The organism is Pseudomonas sp. (genome assembly GCF_049590575.1).
In the GTDB taxonomy this organism is placed as follows: Bacteria; Pseudomonadota; Gammaproteobacteria; order Pseudomonadales; family Pseudomonadaceae; genus Aquipseudomonas.
Map to the genome: position 1 here is coordinate 1 of NZ_JBAWDE010000254.1, position 22826 is coordinate 22826.

The 22826-nt window shown below is 58.5% G+C and carries 17 protein-coding genes and 1 pseudogene; 13 read left to right on the forward strand and 5 right to left on the reverse strand.

Annotated elements, in window-relative coordinates; genetic code table 11:
- The 3 genes and pseudogenes from WBR57_RS17580 to WBR57_RS17590 all read left to right on the forward strand — a co-directional run.
- On the forward strand, nt 1–7664 hold a 7664-nt coding region (locus WBR57_RS17580; RefSeq protein WP_424085060.1), incomplete at its 5' end, for a filamentous hemagglutinin N-terminal domain-containing protein.
- A complete protein-coding gene (locus WBR57_RS17585; RefSeq protein WP_424085062.1) occupies nt 7664–7996 on the forward strand; it encodes a hypothetical protein in 333 nt (110 codons plus the stop codon). The genes WBR57_RS17580 and WBR57_RS17585, both read left to right, overlap by 1 nt.
- Before the next feature lie 530 nt (nt 7997–8526).
- Nucleotides 8527–8721: pseudogene (locus WBR57_RS17590) on the forward strand (group II intron reverse transcriptase/maturase); the annotation flags it as partial.
- 275 nt (nt 8722–8996) lie between these two features.
- On the opposite strand, the gene ppk2 reads toward WBR57_RS17590, so the two are convergent.
- Nucleotides 8997–9914: a polyphosphate kinase 2 gene (gene ppk2, locus WBR57_RS17595; RefSeq protein WP_424085064.1), complete on the reverse strand. Its 918-nt coding sequence runs from the start codon at nt 9912–9914 to the stop codon at nt 8997–8999.
- A gap of 190 nt (nt 9915–10104) precedes the next feature.
- Between ppk2 and pstS the strand changes: the two genes are divergently transcribed.
- The 6 genes from pstS to WBR57_RS17625 all read left to right on the forward strand — a co-directional run bounded on the left by pstS (nt 10105) and on the right by WBR57_RS17625 (nt 15366).
- Nucleotides 10105–11136, forward strand: coding sequence for a phosphate ABC transporter substrate-binding protein PstS (gene pstS / locus WBR57_RS17600; protein WP_424085066.1), 1032 nt, complete (start codon nt 10105–10107; stop codon nt 11134–11136).
- 72 nt (nt 11137–11208) lie between these two features.
- Nucleotides 11209–12174, forward strand: coding sequence for a phosphate ABC transporter permease subunit PstC (gene pstC, locus WBR57_RS17605; protein ID WP_424085067.1), 966 nt, complete (start codon nt 11209–11211; stop codon nt 12172–12174).
- Nucleotides 12174–13088: a phosphate ABC transporter permease PstA gene (gene pstA / locus WBR57_RS17610; RefSeq protein ID WP_424085069.1), complete on the forward strand. Its 915-nt coding sequence runs from the start codon at nt 12174–12176 to the stop codon at nt 13086–13088. Before pstC ends, pstA begins: the two co-directional genes overlap by 1 nt.
- 76 nt (nt 13089–13164) lie before the next feature.
- On the forward strand, nt 13165–13926 hold the full coding sequence (gene pstB / locus WBR57_RS17615; RefSeq protein WP_017847588.1) for a phosphate ABC transporter ATP-binding protein PstB: 762 nt from the start codon (nt 13165–13167) through the stop codon (nt 13924–13926).
- 103 nt (nt 13927–14029) lie between these two features.
- A complete protein-coding gene (locus tag WBR57_RS17620) occupies nt 14030–14728 on the forward strand; it encodes a hypothetical protein (RefSeq protein ID WP_424085072.1) in 699 nt (232 codons plus the stop codon).
- Nucleotides 14728–15366: a hypothetical protein gene (locus WBR57_RS17625; RefSeq protein ID WP_424085074.1), complete on the forward strand. Its 639-nt coding sequence runs from the start codon at nt 14728–14730 to the stop codon at nt 15364–15366. The genes WBR57_RS17620 and WBR57_RS17625 overlap by 1 nt, the downstream gene beginning before the upstream one ends.
- A 27-nt stretch (nt 15367–15393) precedes the next feature.
- On the opposite strand, the gene WBR57_RS17630 is transcribed toward WBR57_RS17625, so the two are convergent.
- Nucleotides 15394–16344 (reverse strand): DNA/RNA non-specific endonuclease, encoded by a 951-nt coding sequence (locus tag WBR57_RS17630; RefSeq protein ID WP_424085075.1) that lies wholly within the window; start codon nt 16342–16344, stop codon nt 15394–15396.
- A gap of 136 nt (nt 16345–16480) precedes the next feature.
- Here WBR57_RS17630 and WBR57_RS17635 point away from each other — a divergent pair, with 136 nt between their 5' ends.
- Both WBR57_RS17635 and WBR57_RS17640 read left to right on the forward strand, forming a co-directional pair.
- Complete coding sequence (locus WBR57_RS17635; protein ID WP_424085077.1) at nt 16481–17542, forward strand: M4 family metallopeptidase; 1062 nt, start codon at nt 16481–16483, stop codon at nt 17540–17542.
- Between the two features lie 28 nt (nt 17543–17570).
- A complete protein-coding gene (locus WBR57_RS17640; protein ID WP_424085079.1) occupies nt 17571–17876 on the forward strand; it encodes a protealysin inhibitor emfourin in 306 nt (101 codons plus the stop codon).
- Between the two features lie 79 nt (nt 17877–17955).
- Here WBR57_RS17640 and WBR57_RS17645 read toward each other — a convergent pair whose 3' ends face one another.
- Nucleotides 17956–19818 carry a DUF3857 domain-containing transglutaminase family protein gene (locus WBR57_RS17645; RefSeq protein ID WP_424085081.1) on the reverse strand — a complete coding sequence of 621 codons (1863 nt, stop codon included), beginning with the start codon at nt 19816–19818 and terminating at the stop codon, nt 17956–17958.
- A gap of 161 nt (nt 19819–19979) precedes the next feature.
- A complete protein-coding gene (locus WBR57_RS17650) occupies nt 19980–20183 on the reverse strand; it encodes a hypothetical protein (protein ID WP_424085083.1) in 204 nt (67 codons plus the stop codon).
- Between the two features lie 123 nt (nt 20184–20306).
- Between WBR57_RS17650 and WBR57_RS17655 the strand changes: the two genes are divergently transcribed.
- A complete protein-coding gene (locus WBR57_RS17655; protein ID WP_424085085.1) occupies nt 20307–20960 on the forward strand; it encodes a hypothetical protein in 654 nt (217 codons plus the stop codon).
- A gap of 68 nt (nt 20961–21028) precedes the next feature.
- Here the strand turns inward: WBR57_RS17655 and WBR57_RS17660 are convergent, their stop codons facing one another.
- Nucleotides 21029–21667, reverse strand: coding sequence for a TetR/AcrR family transcriptional regulator (locus WBR57_RS17660; protein WP_424085087.1), 639 nt, complete (start codon nt 21665–21667; stop codon nt 21029–21031).
- Nucleotides 21668–21787: 120 nt separating this feature from the next.
- Here WBR57_RS17660 and WBR57_RS17665 point away from each other — a divergent pair.
- The coding region (locus tag WBR57_RS17665; protein ID WP_424085089.1) for an MFS transporter at nt 21788–22826 on the forward strand (1039 nt) is incomplete at its 3' end.

Sequence of the window (22826 nt, forward strand, 5' to 3'; positions counted from 1 at the left end):
TGGCGCAGGCGGATGGGATTGTGGTGAGCGCGCCGGGGACCACACTTGGCCAGGCAGGCAATGGCGTGCCCATCGTCAATATTGCTGCGCCCAATGGCAGCGGGCTGTCGCATAACCAGTTCAAGGATTACAACGTCGGCCAGCAGGGCGTGATCCTCAACAACGCCACCAGCCGGACCCAGTCCACGCAGTTGGGTGGGATCATCCTCGGCAACTCCAACCTCAAGGGCAATGCCGCAAATGTGATCCTCAACGAGGTGAACGGTGGTAGTCCGAGCCAGTTACGCGGCTATACCGAAGTGGCGGGGCAGTCGGCCCATGTGATCGTGGCCAATCCGTATGGCATCACCTGCAATGGCTGCGGCTTTATCAACACCCCGCAGGCGACATTGACCACCGGTAAAGCAGTGATCGAGAACGGCCAGGTCAACCGCTACCAGGTTGACGGAGGCAGCGTTGCCATTGAAGGTGCCGGGCTCAACGCCAACAACATCGACCGCTTCGAAATCATCACCCGTTCGGCCAAGCTGAATGCCGAGATCCAGGCCAAGAACCTGACGATCATTGCCGGTGCCAACGACGTTGATGCGAAGACCCTCAACGCCACTGCCCGTACAGCAGACCCGGCGACCAAGCCGCAACTGGCGATCGACTCCTCGGCCCTCGGCGGCATGTACGCCGGGGCGATCAAGCTGGTCAGCAGCGAAGCCGGCGTCGGGGTAAAGCTCGATGGAAAAATGGCTGCCAGTGCGGGGGATATCCAGATCGCCGCGAATGGCGACCTGACCGTCGCGCAAATCGCCGCCAACGGTGCAGTGAACGTCAAGGCCACCCGCGCCGACCTGCAGGGTACGGTCTACGGCAGCAACGTTAACGTGCAGGCCCGTGATGCGCTGACCATCCAGCAAAATATCGCCGCTCGCGATCAGATCAAACTGGGCACCCAGGGGCAGTTGGCCAATAACGCTATCATCGAAGCGGGCGTCAACGACGATAACACCCGCAATACCACGGGCGATATCAAGATCCGCGCCCAAGGCATGCGTAACAACGGCAGTGTGGTTGCCAGCCGTGACGTGCGTGTTTCGGTGGATCAAGCTCTGGATAACAGCGGCGGTATTGTCAGCGCACAACGTGTCGCAAAAATTACTGCAGGTACGCTGGATAACCGCAATGGCGGCAAGGTGCTCAGCGCTGATACGGCCCGCATCAACGCAGATAATCTCCTCAATACCCAGGGCAAAATTTATAGCCAGGGCGACCTGCGCATTGTCAGCGCAGACCTGGATAACCGCGGGGGTGAAATCGCCAGCAAGGCCGGTATCCGGCTGATTGGCGGCAGCCTCAACAACAGTGACAGCGGCAGCTTGATCAGCGAACAAACGCTCAACATCCAAGCCGATCAGATGCTTAACCAACTGGGCCTGATCTCTGGGCTGCAGGGCCTTGAAGTCAAAGGCGGCAAGCTCGACAACAGCAACCACGGCAAGCTCTCCAGCCTCAACGGCGAGGTCCGCGTTGAACTCAGCGGCGACCTGGCCAACAGCAACGCAGGCGCGCTGGTTAGCCAAAAAGCACTGGCGGTCAGCGCGGCCAACATCGATAACCGCCAGGGCAGCCTGTCCAGCGGAGCAGGGCAGACGCTCACCGTCAACGGCGTGCTGGATAACAGCAACAAGGGCCAGATCGACAGCGCAGAGGCGCTGGTTGTCACCGCCATGACCCTGCGCAACGTCAGCGGCACCATCAGCTCCCAACTCGGCCTGACCGTCACCGGTACCGACCTGGACAACACCGATGGCAGCATCGCCACCAACGGCGCAGCCACCCTCGACCTGCTGGGCACTTTGACCAACACCAACGGCACATTTGCCAGCGTTGGCGACCTGCTGCTGAAACGCGCCGATCAGGTCAATAACCAGCGCGGCCAATTGGCCAGCCAGCGCATGATGACCCTGCTCACCGGCGGCCTGGATAACCGCAACGGCGGCACCGTCGCAGTCAACGGCCAATTGCTGCTGACCGCCAGCGGTGTGGTGCAGAACGACAACGACGGCCTGATCTACAGCAAGAGCGCCAACCTCAACCTGCAGGCTGCGAGCCTAGAAAACGCCAAAGGCACGCTGCAAAGTCAAACCGCGCTCGAGCTCAAAACCAGCGGCGACGTCGACAACCTCGACGGCAACATCATCGCCCAGGACGGCGAACTGAGCGTCACCGCCGATCACGTCGACAACCGTGGCGGTACCTTGTCCAGCCTGCAAAACGCGTTCACCGCGCGCATCACGGGCGTGCTCAAGAATGGTTATGACCTCGACGGCAAAGGCGGCACGATCCAGGCGCAATCCCTGGACATCCGTGCGCTGGCGGGCATCAGCAACTACGGCGGCCGCATCGCTGCACAAGGCGGCGACGCGCTGATCGACACCCGAACGGCTGACTTCGATAACCGCAGGGGTGGGCTCTATGCAAAGCAGGGCGTGATCGTCACCGGCAACCACTTCGACAACAGCGGCGATAAAGGTGGCCAAATCTCCGGCCAGATAATCGACCTGACCCTCGACGGTGATTTGAACAACCGACTCGGCATTATCGAAAGCGACAGTACCCTAACGATCACAGCGGCCAGCATCGACAACCAGACCGGCAAACTGCGCGCACTCGGCAACAGTGGCATCACCCGCTTCCAGATTGGTGGGCGGCTGAATAACCAGAGCGGCATGCTGGAGACGGCAAACAACGATATCAACCTCACGACCGGCAGTTTGCTGAACACTGGCGGTAGCATCATGCATGCTGGCAAAGGCAACTTTGGTGTGGCCAGCAGCGATGTAATGAACGCCGGCGGCAGCTTCACCACGGGCGGTGACCTGACTCTGGATGCCGAAAGCTGGACCAACAGCGGGGTGATCCAGGCCGGCACGCTTAACGTCAACATCAAGAACTTCACACAAACTGCTACCGGGCAACTGTTGGCGTCGACGGCGTTTCTCGGCACTAGCGATATCTGGGTCAATAACGGCGTGCTTGGCAGCGACGGGACGCTGGGCCTGAAGTTGACCGGTGGCTACTCGGGCAGCGGCCGGATGAGCAGCCTGGCCGAGCTGAAAGTGGCTGCCTCTCAGCTGGACCTCGGCGCTACCGCCAGTATCACGGGCGGCGGTAAAACCGATATCAATGTCATCGGCCAGTTGAATAACTACGGCCGATTGACCTCTGGCAGCGATATGACCGTGACCGCCACGGGCCTCGCCAACTACGGGGCCCTGGCGGCCTCGCAAGACCTGGTGATCAACGCTGAGACACTCCTTAACGATCAGGCCGAAGACGGCAGCCGAGGCTTCATATTCAGCGGTCGGAATATGAGCTTCCAGGCGAACAGCATCAAAAACCGCTACGCCGACATCTACAGCATTGGCAATCTTATCGTCACAGGCAGAGCGCCAGGCAGCTCAGCCCAACGCCTGGAAAACCGCTCCGGCAGCATCGAGGCCGGCGGCGACATCAACGTCGACGCCGCAAACTTTGCTAACCAGCGCGACAAGTTCAGCATGGAGCAGGTGGTCGTAGGCGGCTTCATGACCATGTCCTGCGTACAACACTGTGACGGCCCTCAAAGCCCACGTGTGCGTGGCCCGGTATTCATTTACAAAACAGTTGAAAGCACCGTGAGCGTTGACTCACCCATGGCCACATTTGTGTCTGGGCACAACCTCACGGTTAACAGCACAAGCGTCCTCAACCAATACAGCCTGCTGTCGGCGGCAAACGACCTATCCATCACCAGCACCAACATCATCAACCAGGCGGCTCTTTCCGCATCGGGCACATCCGGTCACGAGGTGGGCGCCGGTAACTGGGTTTCGGGGAGTGACTTTTACCGGTTGATGAGCGATGTACGCACCTACAACAACCAGCATCCGAGTTCGGGGCCGTTTGATCCTGTGGCGTTTGGCCAACTGGTCGCGAAGTTTGATCCTTCCTTGTTTTATGGCATCAACGACCCTGTGACGGTACAGGCCGATGGCAAAGCGGCTGCACCGGCCATCATCCAGGCTGGCGGCGCCTCCAAAGTCTCAGCAAGTAACGACATCAGCAATCTGGTGGTTCAGAAAACCACGACGGCCGTTGAGGAGCGGTCAGCGAACACCAGCGTTTTCAGCGTGACCCAACCTTCAACCGTCTTGCTCAACCGCCAGTTGCCGCCGGACCTGGCAAAACTGCAAGTTGACCCAACTACGTTGCCGGGTTTCAGCCTGCCGACGGGTCAAAACGGCTTGTTCCGACTAAACGCCCAAGACACCTCGGGTGCGGCCGTCAGCCAAATCGTGGGCGTGCAAGGCCTTCCTAACAGCGTGACGGCGGTCAAGCCGCCGAAGTACCTGATCGAAACCAACCCCGCACTCACCGACCTCAAGCAATTCATGAGTTCGGACTACTTGCTCACACGCCTTGGCTACGACCCCGATACCAGCGCCAAGCGCCTCGGTGACGGGCTCTACGAACAACGCTTGGTACAGCAAGCTGTGGTCGCTCGCACCGGCCAAGCCTTCATCGATGGCCAGACCTCCAATGAGGATCAGTTCAAGTACCTGATGAACAACGCCATCGCGAGCAAGAATGAACTCAATCTCGCCGTTGGTGTGAGCCTGACGTCGCAACAGGTCGCGGCGCTGACTCACGACATAGTCTGGCTTGAAGAGCATGAGGTTAATGGCGAGAAGGTGCTGGTGCCGGTGTTGTACATGGCGCAAGCCAATAATCGGCTGGCACCTAATGGGGCGCTGATTCAAGGCACTGATTTGACGATGATCGCCGGCAAGAACCTGACCAATGCCGGTACGTTAAAAGCTACCGACAACCTGTCTGCCGTTGCTGGCCAGGACATGGTCAGCAGCGGGCTGGTGCAGGCGGGTGGTCGATTGGATCTGTTGGCCAGCAAGGACCTCACCAACAAGGCGGGCGGCGTTATCGCCGGTAAGGATGTGGCGTTAACGGCGCTTACAGGCGATGTAACAAACGAGCGCACGGTGACTTCGTCGCAGATTGCTTACGGAAAAGATCAGGTTCGTAACGATTACGTCGACAGCGCGGCTCGCGTCGAGTCGGCCAACGACCTGAATATTTCGGCGGGGCGAGATATCAATAACATCGGTGGCGCACTGCAAAGTGGGCTTGACGTGATCTTGGGCGCCAGTCGGGACGTGAACATCGCTTCCGCACAGGCCACCAATAGTCTGGATCGCGGCGTAAACCGCAACAGCAGCAGCACTACTCAGTACAGCGCCAGTATCAGTGCCGGGAGGGACGTTTCGGTTCAGGCTGGCCGCGATGTCACGGTTTTTGCGGGCGACATCGATGCTGAGCGGGATATCGGCCTGGTTGGGGCGGGGGATGTGACTATCAGTTCAGCGGCAGATGAAAGTCACTTTCTCTCGAAAAACAAAAGACTGACGATTCAGGAAGATCACGTTCGGCAGGTCGCGAGCAATATCACCGCAGGCGGAAACATTGCCGTCTCCGCTGGTAACGATATGGCCATAACCTCCAGTCGTATCACTGCTGGGAAAGAGGCATACCTCGCTGCTGGAAACAAACTGGGCGTCTATGCCGCCCAGGATAGCGACTACTCCCTTTACGATGAAAAGAGCAAAGGCTCCTTCGGCGCTAAGAAAACCAAGCGGGACGAAGTCACTCAAGTCACCAATATCAGCAGCCAGATCACCTCTGGCGGCGACATGGTGCTCGCCAGTGGTGGGGATCAGCTTTACCAGGCAGCGAAGCTCACCAGCGGTGAAGATCTCCTTATAAAAAGCGGCGGATCTGTAACCTTTGAGGCCGTTAAGGATCTTCATCAGGAGAACCATGCGAAGAGCAATACCAGCTTTGTTTGGAACACAACTAAAGGCCAAGGTAAGACCGATGAGACGCTCCGTCAGACTCAAATATTGACTAAAGGTAATCTGACCATCCAGGCCGTGGATGGGCTAAAGATAGATATCAAGCAGATTGACCAGCACACCGTAAGTCAAGCCATCGACGCGATGGTCAAGGCCGATCCTCAGCTAGCCTGGCTCAAGGAAGCCGAAAGGCGTGGGGACGTGGATTGGCGAAAAGTTCAGGAAGTTCATGAGAGCTTTAAATACAACAACTCGAGCCTGGGCGGCGGCGCGGCTTTAGTGATCGCTATTATCGTCACCTACTTTACTTGGGGGGCTGGTGCGGGGCTTGTTGGGGCCGCATCCACATCAACAACAGGACTTGCCGCGAGCGCCGTTTATACCGGTGTAGCCATCAAGGCTGCAACGAGCACTATCAATAACAAGGGGAACCTAGGAGACATCGCTAAAGATGTGACTTCTGGCGAAAGTCTTAAAGGTTACGCGATTGCGGGGCTGAGCGGTCCGATAGCAAAACTGTTTGGCGTAACCGGGGCATTCACTGCCGCTGATCTTGGTAGACAGCTCGCTGTCAATTCGGCGCTGAAAACCGTCATCAACGGTGGCAGCTTTGGCAAAAATGTTGGTCAAGCGGCTATTGATCTGACTGCCAGTCTTCTCTCAGGAATGATTTACGAAAGGGTGGGATCCGCTCTAGTTGGTTCTGACCTTTCCACAAAGGTGGCGGTGCATGCGATCGTCGGTGGGCTGATTGCGGAAGCTGCGGGTGGCGACTTCGCATCTGCTGCCATCGCAGCTGGTGCTAACAAAGCGCTGATACAAACTTTTGGTGAAGACCTATTCCCCGGCGAGGCCCACGAGCGTGTCCTAGCCATGACCTCACAATTGATCGGAATGACGGTTGCGGCAGGTTTGGGAGGGAATGCAAAAGACCAGGAGGTTGCAGGATGGGTAGCCCAGCAAGGAACGATTTACAACGAGCTGCAGCACAAGGAGGTCGAGGCGCTTATCGGTGAAGCGAGAACCTGTGAAGCCAAGAACAACTGCCGGGACGTCATAAATAAATACGCCGATTTAAATGAGGCTAACGAAAAACGCCTCAATGGCATTTGTGAGAGTGATCCTGCGAAATGTAGAGAGGCCTACAGCGAATGGGTAATGAGTTACTACAAAACTCATGAACTGATTTCTCAAGCACGAGCCAGTGGCAGCCTGCCCGATGAGGTGTCGCGTATGCTGATAGCGGTTGACTACATGAACACCCAGTCCCGAGACAGGGTACTTGCCGCAGGTATCGCCCAAAATGTGTTTGGGGCAGCAAGTAATGCAGCAGCAGGAGTAGGCGTTGACGTAGCCCCTGAAACCCTTGGTACACTTTCAAAATGGACAGCAATCCTGTTTGGGGTGGGCAAGGCTGGTACAAAAGCGACAGGAGCTGCCGGTGAAAGTGCAGGCGCCATGCGCCGATTGGACTATGAAGCTGCTCCCTACCACGGGAAAGTCGATAATGCAGTTAAGAGTCGTGCTCCGGTCAATGGTCAAGAAGCGCTAGATTTTTCGATTCAAGTTAAACCGACATCCCCTCGCCGAGTCGGAATTGACTATGATTCTAAAGATTTTGTTGTTTTTGACAAAACGCTAGATACGACTTATCACGGCCATGTCCGCTCTTGGAGTGATTTGCATCCAGACATGCAAAAAGCCCTGCAACAGGCAGGTATGGCTGATCGTAAAGGTAATATTCTTACTGGTGGGAAGCGTTAATGAACTATCAAGATTCCCAAACTTATAATAAGCGAGCTTTAGAAAAAGCGTTCGCTTCGAGGGATGTTAAGAACATTTGTGAGGCACTTGTCTCCGTTGCTTTAAATGATTCTGATTGGAGATGGGCACAGAATAAATGCTTAGAATTCCTCAGCAACGAAAGCCCTGATGTTAGAGGGCTTGCAGTAACTTGTCTTGGACATATAGCAAGGATTCACCGCCAGCTTGATAAAGAAAAAGTACTCATTGCTCTTCGTGAACATCTAGATGACAACATCATCTCAGGGCAAATTGCGGATGCTCTAGACGATATCGATATGTTCTTGAGGTAGTATCACATTGGTATTGTCGCGCTGATGTTGATTTATCTGTAAAAGTCTCGTATCGAGCTGGTCTGGCACTTTAGACACCGGCCTTGCGCCGGTGTTTTTGCACGTGCGCCAGGTATGACGCGTTGCGCGCAAGCGCAACCAGCTTGGCTGTGGTGGCCTCGCTGGTGACTTGGAGGTGAAAGTCCTCTACACACCCGGCAAGGGGAAGTGTTAGCCAGAGGCAAGGGTGTCGCGGGTGACCGCGAATCTGAAGGAAGCCCGAGGCAAAATGCTGGCCTGACGAACAGCAAGCGGATAGAGGCGGCGCAGCGGGGTAAAGGGGCGTGTTTCCCTAAAGCCCAATACTTGCACGGGACGCTGCGACGTAGATCCGACAGGCATAAGCAGGAAGGTCGCGCGAATTATCCTGGGAGATCTGCACGTTTGCCACAGTGCTACCGAGCGTCGAAAGGCGACGGGATGAACGTGCAGAAGTCAGCCGAGGCCGTAGTAAGTGGCGAATAACCCCGTAACCAAGAGCCGAACAAGTTATGCCGCCAGTAGGCGTCAAAGTCTCGTTGAATACCGAAATGCAGAAATTTCTCCAAGAGAAGACTGTTACTCCGAGTCCCGGACAGTATCCGAGGATGATGGCTGACAGCGCACAGGTATCGGCGGCGTCTGTGACGTGGACGAACGCGGAGCCGGACACGCTGATGGAGCAGGTGCTTGCACCGGCCAACCTTAGTTAAACGGGACTAGTTAAACGGGACAGTTAAACGGGACAGATTTATTTAAGATGGACCAAGTACATCAGGCAGATCTGTCCCCTTTTCTCAGTAGCAAATGACTGTTAATCATTGGGTCCCTGGTTCGAGTCCAGGTCGTGGAGCCAGATAGAGAAAAGCCTGCAGCGATGCAGGCTTTTTTTTTGCCCTGAATTTACCCCGGCAATCCAGGGTTAAAACGTGATCGGATAAGCACCAGGGCGCTGATTGCGGCGCGCCCCGGTTGCCTCGTCTCAATAGACCTGCGGCACAATGATCTCAGGTGGTGTAGGACTGCGCGAGTAGTCCTCCTGCCGCACGCGTGTGGGCAGTTCAATCTGCGGTAGCTCGACCTCCTCGTAGGGCATCTGCGCGAGCAGGTGATGGATGCAATTGAGCCGGGCTTTCTTCTTGTCGTCGGCGTGCACCACCCACCAGGGCGCTTCGGCGATGTGGGTGCGTTCGAGCATGATTTCCTTGGCCTTGGTGTAGGCTTCCCAGCGTCGGCGCGACTCCAGGTCCATGGGGCTGAGCTTCCATTGCTTGAGCGGGTCATGGATGCGGCTGAGAAAGCGCAGGTGCTGTTCCTGGTCTGAAATGGAGAACCAGTACTTGATCAACTGGATGCCGGATCGGGCGAGCATGCGCTCGAACTCCGGTACGCTGCGGAAGAATTCCTCGTATTGATCGTCGTCGCAAAAACCCATCACTTGTTCGACCCCTGCGCGGTTGTACCAACTGCGGTCGAACAGCACGATTTCTCCGGCGGCTGGCAGGTGTGAGACATACCGCTGGAAGTACCACTGCGTGCGTTCGCGGTCGTTGGGTGCCGGCAGGGCGGCGACCCGACAGACGCGCGGGTTGAGGCGCTGGGTAATACGCTTGATCACACCGCCTTTGCCGGCGGCATCGCGGCCTTCGAACAGAATCACGACTTTGTGACCGGTCTTGACCACCCAACTCTGCAGCTTCACCAGTTCGCCTTGCAGACGGAACAGCTCACTGAAATACACCCGTCGCGCGGCCTTTTCGCTGCTTTCCTCAGCGTGTTCATCAAACAGGGCGTTCAGATCATGCCCGTCTTCGGATAATTCCAGTTCCAGCTCTTCGTCACTGTGATCCAGCAATTCACGGTGGATGCGCCGTATCAGGGCGTCTTCTGTTAAGAACATGGCGGGCGCTCGCGTCAGGGGAGGGGAGTAGCAGAGTGTTAGTCGCAACTTGTTACGAACTAATTACGCGCGTAAGCATGGCTGTTGAGGCGGCAACCGGGGACAACGGGGCTTTGTTGCTCAAAATTCATAAAAACGTAACAAACCTATTGCAGAGTTCGGGAGCCCGTTATCACAAGGAGTTTCCTTAATGAAAAGCTTGATGAAGTCTGCTGCACTCGCCGTTGCGGTTTCTCTTTGTGCCAGTTCTATGGCTTTTGCTGAGGAAAGCGTACGCCTGACCGGTTCAGGTGCCAGTTTCCCGGCACCGATCTACCTGACCTGGTTCAAGGATTTCAGCAAAAAGACCGCCGGCGTCACTGTGGATTATCAATCCAAGGGCAGCGGGGCGGGTGTGCAGGACTTCCTGAATAAAACCGTCGATTTCGCTGCCAGTGACTCGGCCATGAAAGACGAGGACATCGCCAAGGTCGCCGAAGGCGTGCAGTTGCTGCCGATGACGGCGGGCGAAATCGTGCTGGCCTACAACCTGCCGGGTAATCCGAAGGGCCTGAAGCTGCCACGCGATGTTTACTCCAACATCTTCCTGGGCAAGATCACCAAGTGGAACGATCCGCAAATCGCCGCCGCCAACCCGGACCTGAAGCTGACCGACACGCCTATCACCGTGGTCGTGCGCGCAGATTCCAGCGGTACCACGGCGGTCTTCACCAAGCACTTGTCCGCGATCAACCCGGAGTTTCAGAAAGCGCTGGGTGAGGGCAACACCGTCAACTGGCCAGCCAGTGACAAATTCATCAAATCGCCGAAGAACGACGGCGTGACCGCCACCGTACGCCAGACCCCAGGCGCCATCGGCTACATCGAGTACGGCTTCGCCAAACTGGCCAAGGTCGACTTCGCCCAGCTGCAGAACAAGGCCGGTCATTACGTTGTACCAAACGCCGAAAGCGGTGCCGAAGCCCTGGCCGCGGTGAAAATGCCGGAAAGCCTGGTGGCCTGGCTGCCGGACCCGGACGGTGCCAAGTCTTACCCGATCACTTCCTACACCTGGATGATCTTCCGCAAGGACAACGGCAACCCGGCCAAGGCCAAGGCCATGCGCGACATGGTCGAGTACAGCCTGACCGAGGGGCAGAAAATCGCCGACTCGATGGGTTACATCCCGCTGCCGCAATCGGTGGTTGATCAGGTTCGCAAAGCGTCCGCCAACATCAAGTAACGCTCGTGAGGCCTCTCTCGGTTTGGCTCAGCTGCGCCGAGAGAGTTTTCCCCTCCGCTCCGGAACTCGCCAATGAACACACCTTTTGTCGTACCGGTTAACCCGGACTCAGCCTGCCGGCCGCCTTCTACGAAGGATTTCCTGGTTGATCGCACCTTTCGTGCGCTTGCGCGAATAGGCGTGGTTCTGATTCTGGCGTTGGTCTTCGCCTTGATCTTCGAGGTTGGACGCAAGGCCCTGCCAGGCATGGAAAAGCACGGCTTTGATGTACTGTTCGGCAGTGTCTGGGACGTTAACCAAGGCAAGTACGGCATCCTGCCTGCCATTTGGGGCACGCTTTACAGCGCCTTTATTGCATTGCTGATCGCTGGCTTTTTCGGCGTCAGCATGGCGATTTTCCTGACCCAGGATTTCCTCCCGGCCAAGCTGGCCGCCGTGTTCCGCACCATTGTCGAATTGCTCGCCGCCATCCCCAGCGTGGTGTATGGGTTGTGGGGCATCTACGTGGTGATCCCGGCGATCCGCCCGCTCACGGCCTGGCTTAACAGCGAACTGGGTTGGATTCCTTTTTTCGGCACGTCCTTGAGCGGGCCCGGCCTGCTGCCGGCGGCGTTGGTACTGGCCATCATGATTTTGCCGACCATCGCAGCGGTTTCCCAGGACGCGCTCACCGGCGTCCCGATGAAAACCAAACAGGCCGCCTATGGCATGGGCACCACCCATTGGGAAGCGATTCTCAAGGTGATGGTGCCCTCTGCGGCGACCGGCATCTTCGGTTCGCTGGTCCTCGGCCTGGGCCGGGCGCTGGGTGAAACCATGGCGCTGGCAATGCTGGTGGGCAACGCGAACAACATCTCGCTTTCCCTGTTTGCCCCGGCCAATACCCTGGCCGCCTTGTTGGCGCTGAACTTCCCCGAAGCCGGCCCCAACGAGATCGAGGTGTTGATGTACGCCGCACTGGTGCTGATGTTCATCACGCTGCTGGTCAACATCCTCGGTTCGATGATCATGCTGTACGCCCAGCGGGGTAACAAATAATGACTGACCTGACTTCCCCTGCCGGCAGCCTGACCCCGCAGGCCGGCGCCATGCCCAGCCTGCAGCGCAAGTTCGAGGGCCGCGCCTTGCGCAGCCTGGTGTTGACCACACTGGTGTGGCTGGGCGCGCTGCTGGCCAGCGTGCCGCTGATTTCCGTGCTCTACATGCTGATTACGCGCGGTGGCGCGCGCCTGAGCCTGGAGGTATTCACCGAATTGCCACCCACCGGTTTCGAGACGGGCGGTGGCTTTGGCAACGCCATGGCGGGCACCTTCGTGATGGTCGGTATCGCGGCGGCGATCGCGGTGCCGGTCGGCATCATGGCCGCGATCTTCCTGGCCGAACTCGGGCCTGACAGCAAGCTGGCAAACGCCGCACGCTTTGCCGCCAAGATGCTCACAGGTCTGCCTTCCATCCTGGCCGGCGTGTTTGCCTACGCCTTGGTGGTCATGACCACTGGCACCTACTCGGCACCGGCAGGTGGCGTGGCACTCGCGGTACTGATGCTGCCCATCGTGGTGCTGACGGCTGAAGAGTCGATGCGGATGGTGCCCAAGATCATGAAGGACGCTGCCTACGGCATGGGCTGCACGCGCTCGCAGGTGATCTGGAAAATCATTTTGCCCACCGGCATGCCGGCGATCCTCACCGGCGTAATGCTTGCGGTGGCGCGCGCTGCGGGTGAAACCGCGCCGCTGTTGTTTACCGCGCTGTTCAGCAACTACTGGATTTACCACGACGGCAGCCTGGCGGTGATGAACCCGACGGCGTCGCTGGCCGTGCTGATTTACAACTTCTCCGGCATGCCTTTCGACAACCAGCTCGAACTCGCATGGGCGGCTTCGCTGGTGCTGGTGATGATTGTGTTGGTCGTGAACATTGTCAGCCGCATTTTCGGCAAGCCCAAGTACTGAAAACGGGAGCATCTGAATTTTGAACGTCTCAACTGCGCAAATAGCCGCTCCGTTTGTTACCCAGGCGCCTGTGGTCATGGACTGCAAGCTCGACAAGATTTTCTACGGTAACTTCATGGCCGTGCGTGACAGCCATGTACCGATTGAAAAAAACAAGATCACCGGCTTCATCGGTCCCTCCGGCTGCGGCAAAAGTACCGTACTGCGCAGCCTTAACCGGATGAACGACCTGGTGAAGGGCTTTCGCTTTGAAGGCCACGTCCACTTCCTCGGGCAAGACGTGTATGGCAAGGGCGTCGACCCTGTAGTCGTGCGCCGCTACATCGGCATGGTGTTTCAACAGCCGAATCCGTTCTCGATGAGCATTTTCGACAACGTCGCCTTTGGCCTGCGCCTCAATCGCTACAAGGGCGACCTGGGTGACCGCGTCAAGCACGCCCTGCAAGGCGCGGCGCTGTGGGATGAGGTCAAGGACAAGCTCAAGGTCAGCGGTCTGTCGCTGTCCGGTGGCCAGCAGCAGCGGCTGTGCATCGCTCGCGCCATCGCAACCGAGCCGGAAGTGCTGTTGCTCGATGAGCCGTGTTCGGCGCTTGACCCGATCGCCACCCGCCGGGTCGAGGAATTGATGGTCGAGTTGAAGAAGGATTACACCATCGCCCTGGTGACGCACAACATGCAGCAGGCCATCCGGGTCGCCGACACCACAGCGTTCTTCTCGGTGGATATTTCCCAGGGCACGCGCACGGGCTACCTGGTGGAGATGGGCCCTACCGCGCAGATTTTCGACAACCCACGCGAACAAATGACCGGGGATTACATCAGCGGCAAGTTCAGCTAGGCAACCACCTCCGATCAAGGCCGAATGCCGCCCACGCCGGAACCACGGCGCGACTCGGCCTTCGGTCGTTTTATTTTGTTATTGACTGTTTTCAGGATCGCTAATGTCTGCAATTCGTCGTCTTGATCTAGCTGCGATTGAACGTGCACTGCGCAAGGTGCAGGCCCGTTTTGCCGAGCTCAGCCGGCACTTTACCGAGCAGCGCGACCCCTTGACTGACGAAGTGCTGCACAATGTGCTTGAAGGCTACGCGCTCATTGATGACTATGTCGCACGCGGTGTCGACCTGTTCGACCTCCAGCAACTGAACCTGATGCTGGAGATCAACGCCACCGTGCTGTGTGGCCGCGACCCGGCGCGTCGGCTGGAATACGCCCAGCACCTGGCCGCTACCGAGCAGCACTTCTTCAACAATGTTGAAGGGGGGATAAAGGACTTGTACAACTGGTATTGCGCCTACCGCAGCGAGTCTGTGTGGAAGCGTGCGGCCGGTGTATATGTTCGCATCCTCAGCAAGCCGCAATTGTTCATTGAAGGTAACAACCGTAGCGGGTCGCTTATCGTCAGCTATTTGCTCATGCGCGCAGGCTTGCCGCCGTTTGTGCTGACGCTGGAAAACGCCGAAGGTTATTTCAACCCCTCGTCGGTGATACGCAACTCCGCCAAGCATGGTGTCAAGGCCTTGTACGAATTGCCCAAGATCAAGAAAAAATACGCCGCCTTCCTGGAAGACAAAGCGCCTGATCCAGGCGAGTTTTTTCTAGGCGATACGCCGCTGAGCGTCTCGCGGGAGGGCTACTGATGAGCCGCTATCCGAGCCTGGGTACATGCCGGGTTTTCGCGACGCGGGCCTGGCAGGCTATCAAGTCCTGCAAGCCGATAGCGCTGAAGAGGCAACCGCGCGTGCGTATTTCGTTTGATATCGATGACACCCTGGCGTGTCAGCTTCACCACTGCGCCGTCGAGCACAGCCGTCTGCCGGCCTGTGTGCACCGCTGGCTGGGCGAACCGTTGCGCCTGGGCACCCGCTCGCTGACGCGCGAGCTCAGGCGCCAGGGCTGCAGTATCTGGGTCTACACCTCGTCGGGCCGGACCCCGGCCTATATCAGGCGCTGGCTGTTGCTGTATGGCATCCGCGTCGACGGCGTGGTCAACAGCGTGTTGCACAGCCAGGCCCTGACGGTGCATGGGCTGATGAACGCGCCCTCGAAATTTCCGCCGGCATTCGATATCGACTTGCATGTCGATGATTCCGAAGGGGTGCAGCTTGAGGGCCAGGATCACGGCTTTCGCGTGGTTGTGGTGGACCCGCAGGATGAACGCTGGGCACAGAAAGTCCTGCAGGCCGTGGCTGAGGTTCAGGCGCAACTGGCCTGGCAGCAGCAACCGCTCAGGTACGCGCGCCCGACGCGACAGCGCGCGGAAGTTTTTTCCTCCTGAGCTTGAGGCGATGCCTGAATCCCTCGGTTATAGCCGAATATCTTCAGGGCCCTGGATAAGCGCCTGAATGTGCGTGCCCGTCGCGCGCTCTTCATTACTGAACCCGTCATAGTCGGCCAGGTTGCCAAAACGGATGCCGGTCAATTGCTCGATGTGCAGGACGCTGCGGCGGTAGGTTCTGAGCGGGCCGAAGACCAGGTCCAACTGGTCCAGCTCACGGCTTTGGTCGATCATGTAGGCGCTCGCTGAAGGTTTTCCGTCATCGCCCAGATAAGCGATGACTTTCCAGAACGCCCTGGGGATTTTCACGCCACGGTAAACGCGGTCATCTTCAGCCAGCACCGGGCCGGTGAACACCGTGGCCCTGGCCTTCCAGCGGCGTGTGTTGTCGAGAATGTAATCCTCGAGTTCCAGCCAGGTCTTCTGGTTGAACGCACTCATCTGCGGCGAGCAGTTGGTGAAGTGGAAGGTATCGAGGTTGGCGACTGTCGCGTCTTCGCCCCAGTTGGGGTCTTGCCGGCGAACCAGGTGACCACGATCCAGCCCATTACTGGCGTAGAGCTCCTCGCCCACCTGTGCGCTGATCGGCACGCGACCGTCATAGGCCCAGGTATCGTTGCTGCGGGGCACGTCTACCGGCGAGCCGCCGTCGATATTGACGCCCACGTAGAACGCCAGTCGTCGGGGGCGCGACATTGTCACTGAAAAATGCAGGTAGTCCAGTCGTGTTGCACCGTCATCCAGTGCTTGTACGTCGTCGGCCAGTGCGTCATCCACTGTGGGCCACGGTACGACGAAGCTGCTGAGGAAATCCTCGGCATAACCTTGCCGACCCTGCAGCGCCTCGGGCGGCGTAACTTTTTTAACGGCGGCCCTGGCCTCCATCAGGGTCAGCGTCGGGCTGGCTGGGATCAACGGTCGCAGGTCGGCGAGCCGAGGACGGTGTGAAAGGTCGACTTTGACTTTGCGTGCCGGCATGGCGGTTCCTTGCAGGTCCCTGGATAAACACAACTGCAACACAGGTTTATGACAATTGGTCTCATGCGCTCACTCGAGGCAACTATCCTGAAACGGTTGCCTGGATATTCACCAAGGATCCACACGGAGTTGGCTTATGTGTAGTCGCCACGGTCGTCATCCGATTTTCTGCCTTATTCCCCCGTACATGCTTGATCAAATCGCGCGCAACGGTAATAAAGCCCAGCGCGATTGCGCGTTGCGCACCCGCGCCAAAGACAGCACGTTCCGCGCGTTGCGCATGGTCGCGCTTCCAGCCGCAGGTCCAGCCCAAATGGCGCTGGCAATGGCGGCTGAAAAACGCCGGTCGATCTACAGCGCCGAGGGTACCGATAGCTTGCCCGGCAAGCTGATCCGTGGCGAGGGACAACCCGCCAGCGGGGATGTCGCGGTGGACGAGGCCTACGAGGGTCTGGGCGCTACCTTCGACTTTTTCGAGCAGGTGTTTGCCCGCAACTCCATCGATGATGCCGGCCTGGCGCTGGACGCCACCGTGCACTTTGGCCGGAGCTATAACAATGCGTTCTGGAATTCGAGCCAAATGGTCTTTGGTGATGGGGATCAGCAGGTGTTCAATCGGTTCACTATCGCCCTTGATGTGATTGGCCATGAATTGGCCCATGGGGTGACCGAGGATGAGGCCAAGCTGATGTATTTCAATCAATCCGGTGCGCTCAACGAGTCGTTGTCGGACGTGTTTGGCTCGCTGATCAAGCAGTATGCGTTGAAGCAAACGGCCGAGGACGCGGATTGGTTGATCGGCAAGGGATTGTTTACCAGCAAGATCAAAGGCGTTGCCCTGCGCTCGATGAAAGCGCCGGGGACGGCGTTTGACGATAAGTTGCTGGGCAAAGATCCTCAACCTGCGCACATGGATGATTTTGTGCAGACCTATGATGACAACGGCGGGGTGCATATCAATTCCGGCATTCCCAACCATGCGTTCTATCAGGTGGCCACGCTAATCGGCGGTTTTGCCTGGGAGCGGGCAGGGCGCATCTGGTATGACGCCTTGCGCGACTCGCGCCTGCGGCCGAACTCAGGGTTTCTGCGGTTTGCGCGGATTACCCACGATATTGCGGGTCGCCTGTACGGTGCTGACAAAGACGAGCAGCACGCAGTCAAGGACGGCTGGAAAGCAGTGGGCATTCATGTGTGACATCAGGCCTTGGCAGTGAGGAACAGTGATGCATATTTCGATTTCGGAAAACGGCGGGCCAGCGTTTTTTCCCGGCTTGTCCAAGCCTCGCACGGTGGAGGTGGGCACCTTGTCCGAGCAAGACCAGCAGGAAGTGCGGCAACTGATCGAGGCTTCTGATTTCTTTCAGTTACCGCAAAGCGCTCTGCCGGCCTCTTGTAAACCCGGTGAGGTGCATTACACGCTGACGGTGGCCGAAGGCGAACGCGAGCACACGGTCTGCGTGCTGGCACCGGTGAAGTCGCAGGCATTGGACGGGCTGGTGCAGTGTGTGCGTCGACATACGCGTGGCTGAGGTGGCCCTTGAATCAGCCTCGACCTCCTGACGATCCTGGCGCGCCAGCTCCTCCAGCTGGAGCGCGAGAACCAGGCCGTTATTTGGCCTGCACGATGATCTGGCTCTTCAGGTCGTTGACCATGCTTTCAATCGCCGGCTTCATGGCTCGGAAATCCTGCGGAGTGCACAGCGCGTCTGCCTTGGCGAACACATAGTGACGCGTGATCAGCACGGTGTTGGCTTTTTTTACATAGGTAGCCTGGTAATCGAAGCCAGCCTTTTTCAGCGACACTGCCTTGGGCACTGCCAGGACCTGCACTTTGCCGGGGAACTCCAGGCGTGCCTGCTCGAAGATTTCACCCGATACGCACGTGAAGGTCTGGGTGCGTTCATTTTCGGTGAAGAAGGTAAACACGTTTTGCGCAATGCCGCCGGCCAGGCTGGTCAAGGTCGGAACGCCCGTCGGCCCGGGCAGGTTGACCAGGTTGCCGGTGTGGCCCTTGATCGTGGATTTGAAGGTGTTGGCATTGCCTTCCAGTGAGTCGAATTCGATCACGCCGCTGCCGGATTGCCCGTACATGCTCAGCACGTTCCCGACCAACTGGTCGCGGTCCGCCGGCTGCATGGCCTTGAACACGAAGCGGTTGAATTCCGCGCCCCAGCCTTCCACGGTTGAGTCGTGGGTAAAGTCGGCGCCACCGCGTGCATTGACCTTGAACAGTAGCGCGGTGTCGACCTTGCCCCGTTGGTTGGCGGGGGTATGGCCCAACTCGCCGGTCTGGGTCAGCACCACCGTTTTGCCCAGTTCCGGAATAGGCAGGTAGCCGGCAGCGATGGGGCTGGCGGTCGAGTCCAGGTAAAGGTCAAGGCCGGGTATATAGGTGATTGCGTGGTTGAGCACGCCCAGGGTCGGCACCTTCGGCAATTCGTAGGCGTTGCCGAGGTTGATCAGGGCTGGCGAGCTTTCGAGGGCGACCGCCTTGAGCAGTGCTTCCAGCAGGGCGACATGGTCCTTGCAGTCGCCATAGCGGTTATCCAAGACGGCTTGCGCCGAGTGCGGCACCACCGTGCCCGCACCGACGTACACCGCGACATAACGGATGTTCTTGCGCACCCAGTCACTCAATACCAACGCCTTGCTGCGCGGTGTTTGCAGGTGTGCGGTGAGCTCATTGGCCAGTTGGGTGATGGCCGGCGTCACTTCCACCTGGGCCCTGGACGCGTACGCCTGGGCAAATTGCTTGTAGCTGGCGAAGGTCGAGACCGCCAGGAATTGGCCGTAATCGGTGTAAGCGACGGAGCCATCTTCTACGCGATTTTTTTCGGCAGACTGCAAATCCCAACGGTACACCGTTCGCCCTTTTGCCGTGGTCGGCGCGGATGCTTTAAAGCCCCTTAGGTCGGAGTGCAGCGGCAAGTCGCTGGGCATGTCGTAGCTCAGATGGACTTGCTCGTTCTGGTAGAAGTCCGGCGCGAAGAGGTCTTCGAACTGGCCGGGAAACAGCGGCGTGTGGCGATGACGTTGGTAGCGCAGGACCATGCGGTCACCCACCTGCAGCTCCGGGAATATCACCACCTTGACCCGCGAGTCCTGGAACATCGGCGCGTCGGCCGAGGCCGTTTCCTGCTGTTCCTTGATCTGTTCGGGCGACACCACGACCTTGCGCCCATCCGGTTTCAAGGTATACGCATCGAGAATGTCCAGGGTTTCAAGGGTGCGGTTGTAGCTGACCGACCGTTGGGCATTGGGTTCGATGGCGCGTTCTTCATTGACCCGGAAAATCCGCTCGACATCCAGCACAAAGCTGCCATCGACATTCACGACATAAGACTGACTATTTTTTTCGTGGGTTAGTGAGAGGTCGGTGTGGTCGGCGCTAGCCTGGGCTGTAAATAGCCCGCAGACAATCACAGCCAGCGCGCCGAGCAGGCGTGTGGGGGAGCGTGTAAGGCTTTGCATAAAGATCCTTCTAAACGAGGACGCGCCCTGGGGAGGAGGGCGCGTTTTCGGTGGGGTATCCGCTAAATGCGAAGCGTTACTATAAAGAAGTGGCCATTGTTCCTGGCGTGTCTCGATTCGGAATAAGCTGTAGGAGTATTCTGATCGGAGCGGGTTGGACGTCAGCGCCTCCCAAGCTTCTCCAGCGTCGGCCCCAACCCCAGCGAGTCCATCGTACTTTTTCCGGCCTCCAGCCCTGCAGGAATACCGTCCTCTTTATTTTCCCGGCTACGGCTCAGGCGAATCGCTTCTTCGACGCGGTCCTGCTCCACCACCACCAGGCCGTCACAATCACCGACGATGATGTCGCCGGTGTTCCTGTTCATGGCCGAGCCGGTGCCGATCAGCGAGCCTTCTATTGAGGACAGCGCTGAGCCAGCGTGAGGTTTATTGCTTGAACGTATGGGGTTGCCGTAGGTTTGCTCGCTTTGTTCAGGAGCAACCTGTGTATGAATCGTACGTCTCCAAGAGAAAAATCTCTGCGCCGCGGCTACTGGGAGCTGGTGCAGATCAAGGTGGGTGTATTTGCGAGTGTGGCGTCCCTTGTTGGCCTGATGTGTGTGGCCGCCTGGACCGTATGGGTGACCTACTACGTCAAACATGACTCGCAGATGAGCGCGCTGCTGCTCAAGGAAATGCAGATGAAGACCCAGCTGAGCGCCCATGTGGGCGCGAGCCTGGCTACCCACTTGATGCCCGCCGAGGGCGGCGCGAGTTTGTTGGAGATTGGCGTCACGCTCTCCAACAGCGGTAATGACATCGCCAGGTTGAACCTTGATCAGCGGGTCTTATCGGTCGTCAAAGTTGAGCGTTTCGAGGCAGGCCTGCCGGTGTATGGCCGCGCCTGGGACATTGCCCGCGCGCGATACGACGGCATGAGTTCGACCTTGCTGGTGTTTCCTTATCTGGATGTCGGCCCGTCCGAATCCTATGAACTCAAGTACGTGGTCAAATTGGATGAGCCCGGTTTGTACTTGGTGCGTTTCCTTTCCCGGATGAAAAGCGACCATATTGAGCGGCATAAACTCAAGATGGGAACGCCGTCCATCATCGAATACTCAACCGGTGCCGATGCGTTTATTACCGTGCCGGGAGGTGATTGATTTCGCCTGGGAGTGCGACGGTCACTGTGTTTTTGTCCGAGGGGCTCGGGCGTTTGTGGATTGTTTATTCAGATGTGGGGATGGCTGGGCGGCGCGATAGACGCTGCAATGTCCCATGTCAGCAGAAGCTGGCTGATTGCGGCGTTGATGACTGCATGGGGCACGTTATCGCGCGCCAATATCGAAACCCCCTGCAAAAAACTGTCAAACACCGTGGCCATCACGGCCGGCTGGGTCTGTTGTGGCAACTGGCCCAAGGTGATCGCGCGCTCCACACACGCCACGATCCCCGCACGGGTGCGTAGCCGCGACGCGGTCAAGGCGTCCGCTACTCGCGCATTCTCCGGGCTTGGCGCGCTCATCACGCCCAGCGCGACCATGCAGCCCTTAGGGTGCCCGTCTTCACACTGCATGCGCGCTGACTGGCGCAGCGCGGTCTCGACAGCCTGGCGCGGCGCCAGGGTTTGGTCCCACAGGCATTCGGTGACCTGGGCGTAGGTCGCCAAGTAGCGCTGCACGCATTCATCGAACAACGCCTCCTTGGAGCCGAACGCCGCGTAGAAACTCGGCGCGGAGATCCCGCCACCCAAGCCAGCCTTGAGCTGGGCGAGGGAGGTGGCGTCGTAACCGTGTTGCCAGAACAGGTGCATGGCCTGTTCCACGGCCTGTTCGCGGTCGAAGGTGCGGGGGCGGCCCATCTGTGCCATGTCTGGTCTCCGGTAAGCAATGAGATAAATACTAGTCGATACATAAGTCGTTGACAACGTGCGCACGCAGCCTGCAATATTTATATCGATCAGTATCTAAATAGCCTCAAGGAGTTTCCCGTGACGCCCTCACTGACCTTATCTGCCTCATCCGAGCGCCTGCCGATGGGTGCCTTGCTCGCGCTGGCCATGACCGGCTTCATCTGCATCGTCACCGAAACCCTGCCCGCCGGCCTGTTGCCGTTGATCAGTGAAGGCCTGGCGGTTTCCCCGTCCATGGCCGGGCAGATGGTCACCGCCTATGCGCTCGGCTCGTTGCTGGCGGTGATCCCCATGACCATCGCCACCCGCGGCTGGCGCCGACGCAATGTGTTGTTGCTGACTATCGTCGGTTTTCTGCTGTTCAACTCGATCACCGCGCTGTCGTCACACTATGGCGTGACCCTGGTGGCGCGCTTTTTCGCCGGCGTCGCGGCGGGGCTGGCCTGGAGCCTGTTGGGTGGCTACGCGCGACGCATGGTCGCGCCGCATCAACAGGGCAAGGCACTCGCGCTGGCGATGGTCGGTACGCCGATTGCCCTGTCGCTGGGCGTGCCGCTGGGCACCTGGCTCGGCGGCCTGGTAGGTTGGCGCACTGCGTTCGGCGTGATGTCGGCCCTGACCCTGGTGCTGATTGTGTGGGTGCTGGTGAAAGTCCCGGACTACGCGCCCCAGCCCGCCCATCAACGCCTGTCACTGCACAACGTGCTGACCACGCCGGGCGTGCGGCCGGTGCTGGCGGTGGTGATCAGCTGGATGCTGGCGCATAACATTTTGTACACCTACATCGCGCCGTTTGTGACGCCCGCAGGCCTGGCCGAACGCGTGGACCTGGTGTTGCTGGTGTTCGGCATCGCCGCGTTGGCGGGGATTTGGCTCACTGCCAAGCTCGTCGACCCTTGGTTACGCAAAACCGTGTTGGCGAGCCTGCTGTCCTTCGCGGCGGTAAGCCTGTTGTTCGGCGTTCTCGGCGATGTGCCGCAGGTGGTTTACCTGGGCGTGGCGGTGTGGGGGCTGAGCTTTGGCGGCGCCGCGACCTTGCTGCAAACCGCCCTGGCGGACGCGGCGGGCGATGGCGCGGATGTGGCGTTGTCGCTGAACGTGGTGGCCTGGAACAGCG